The sequence below is a fragment of the Mesorhizobium sp. M7A.F.Ca.CA.004.06.1.1 genome (assembly GCF_003999135.1).
Taxonomy (GTDB): Bacteria; Pseudomonadota; Alphaproteobacteria; order Rhizobiales; family Rhizobiaceae; genus Mesorhizobium.
In genome coordinates this window covers 1-2,662 of sequence record NZ_RZPQ01000787.1, presented here as the reverse complement: position 1 = coordinate 2,662, position 2,662 = coordinate 1, and the positions used below count along the sequence as shown (strand labels likewise).

General features: G+C 63.7%; 3 protein-coding genes. 1 reads left to right on the top strand and 2 read right to left on the bottom strand.

Annotated elements, in window-relative coordinates:
- Together EN906_RS30140 and EN906_RS30135 are read right to left on the bottom strand one after the other, a co-directional pair.
- On the bottom strand, positions 1-518 hold a 518-nt coding region (locus EN906_RS30140; protein ID WP_206529207.1), incomplete at its 3' end, for a Tm-1-like ATP-binding domain-containing protein.
- A complete protein-coding gene (locus tag EN906_RS30135; RefSeq protein ID WP_127266749.1) occupies positions 518-1,288 on the bottom strand; it encodes an IclR family transcriptional regulator in 771 nt (256 codons plus the stop codon). The genes EN906_RS30140 and EN906_RS30135, both read right to left, overlap by 1 nt.
- A 173-nt stretch (positions 1,289-1,461) precedes the next feature.
- Here EN906_RS30135 and EN906_RS30130 point away from each other — a divergent pair.
- Positions 1,462-2,662: APC family permease (locus EN906_RS30130; protein ID WP_164777470.1), on the top strand; the 1,201-nt coding region annotated here is incomplete at its 3' end.

Genomic DNA, 2,662 nt, shown 5'->3' with positions numbered 1-2,662 from the left:
CCACAGGCCTGTGACAGGACCAGCCTGCAGATCGAGTTGAGGCCGTACAGCCCGCCGGCCCAGAGGATCATCATCAGGTCGGGCGCGACGCGCTCGGGCGGGATGAGATGCGAATAGGCGATGGTCGAGACGACGAATTTCGGCACACCGAGCGGCAGGCAAAGCGCCACGTCGAGCGCCAGATCTGTCCCCATCGAACCGCCGATGGCGATGAAAGCGTCGATCTCGCCGTTTTGATGGAGCTTGCGCACCAGCTGCACCGCGCCGCCGGCCATCAGCGTCATGGCGGTGTTCTCATCACCGCTCGAGACGATCTCGGCGATCGTCACATCCACGGCCCGGGCCACGGCATGCTTGTCGTGGTCCGGGCTGTAGGGCGGGTCGCCCAGCACGCTGACATCCATCATCACGGCGCTGCCGCCTGACTGCTCGATGCACTGTTTCATGAACAGCAGCTCTTCGGCCTTTGTGTCGCCCGTGCCGATGACCAGGATGCGGGGCGCTGTCTCCGAGGGCATCAGGCCTGCCTCCTCAAGATTTGCAGGTTTTCGCCGTTGAGGCGCATGGAAATCTCCCGTGCCGCCTCCCTCACGGCAAGTCCCCGCTCCGTGATCGCGGCTGCCGTCGTTCTGGCCTTTGGCGCCGCCACCGCGATGGTGCCGAGCGCAAAGCCATCCGCCCCGCGGATTGCCGCCGCGACGCTGATCACACCTTCCTCATAGCCCTGGTCGCAGATCGAATAGCCGCGCTCGCGCGCCTCGCTCATGCATCTTGAGATGGCGGCCGGCTCGATCAGCGTATGGGCCGTGAAAGCGTCGAGGGAACCCGTCAGGCACGCCTTGACGGTCTCGTCGCGGGCGAAGGCCAAATAGGCGATGCCCGACGCGGTCGAATGCAGGGGCAACAACTGACCGATGTCGATGTTGACCCGGTTCGCCCATGCCGGATGCTCGACATGGACGGTGACCAGCCTGTCGACGCCGAATTCCGACAAATGCACGGTCTCGGCCGTCGATGCTGCCAGGTCCCGCACCAGCGGAACAGCTGTCTGCAGGAAAGGAAAGCGCGCTTCGCGGATGCGCGCCAGCCGCGACAGGCCGGCGCCGAGGCGATAGTGCCGCGTGCCGATATCCTGCTCGACAAAACCATGGCCGGCCAGCGCAACCAGCAGCCGCCGTGTCGTCGCCTTGTCGAAGCCCGAGCGGCGCGCCAGATCGGACAGGCCGAGCTCGGGCTCGTCGACGCTGAACAGCTCCAGAAGCGAGATCGCTTTTCCGACCGTACTCAAATTTGCCTCCCGGTTCGGGACAATCATTTAACGTGTGAATTAACTTGACAGGCATCGGCATTGTTTGCAAGTCTATATTCAAAATAACGGTTCAAATAACGAACCAACCGCCAGAGTGCATGGGACAGGCCATTCGGCCGGCGAGCCTGAGGGTTTGCAAACAGGAGGGATCGATGACAGCAGTTGCAGAACAGGCGCCGGCCAACAGGCTGCGCAAGAACAGTCTTGGCGTCGGCGCCATCACCTTCATGGTGATTTCGGCGGCCGCCCCGCTCACGGCCGTCGCCGGCGGCACGCCGCTCGGCATGCTGATGGGCAATGGCGCCGGCTTTGCCGGCACTTATCTGATCGTGACTGTGCTGCTGCTTTTGTTCGCGGTCGGCTATGTCGCCATGTCACGCCATGTCGGCAATGCCGGCGCCTTCTATGCCTATGCCGCGCGCGGCCTCGGCAGCATGGCCGGCGGCGCCACGGCGCTGATCGCCATCCTGTCCTACAATGCCATGCAGATCGGGGTCATGGGCCTGCTCGGCGCCGCGACGTCAGGCCTGTTCGCCGGCTGGGGCATCAACCTGCCCTGGTGGGTGTGGAGTTTCATCGCCATCGCGCTGGTCGCCGTGCTCGGCTATCGGCAGGTCGACCTCTCCGCCAAGATCCTAACGGTGCTGGTGCTGTGCGAATATCTTGTGGTGCTGGTCCTCGACATCGCCATCCTCAAGACCGGCGGCGATAGCGGCCTGTCGGCGGCGCCGTTCAGCTGGAGCCAGATCACATCAGGCTCGCCGGCCATCGCCATTCTGTTCTGCTTTGCCGCCTTCATCGGTTTCGAGGCGACGACGATCTATGCCGAGGAAGCCCGCGATCCAAAGATCACCATTCCGCGCGCCACCTATTTTTCGGTCGTGTTGATCGGCGTCTTCTACATGCTCACGGCATGGCTGATGGCGGTCGGCGCCGGTGTCGACAAGCTGCTGCCGACGCTGCAAGGGCTGCAGGATCCGACGACCTTCCTGTTCGGCCTGTCGGATCGTTACGCCGGCACGATGCTGTCGCAGGCGATGAGCATCCTGTTCGTGTCGAGCCTGTTTGCCGGCGTGCTGGCGTTCCACAATGCGGTTGCGCGCTATATCTATGTCTCGGGCCGCGAAAAACTGTTGCCGCAGACGATTGGCGTGACGCATGCGGTGCACCAGAGCCCGCATGTCGCTTCCGTCATCCAGAGCGTGCTCGCTGCGGTCGTCGTCGGCCTGTTCGCCGTGCTCGGCCTCGATCCGGTGCTGGCGCTGTTTTCGTGGCTGACCAATGTCGCGACGCTCGGCGTCATCGTCATGATGGCGGTGGCCTCGCTTGCCGTGGTGATGTTCTTCCGCGCCA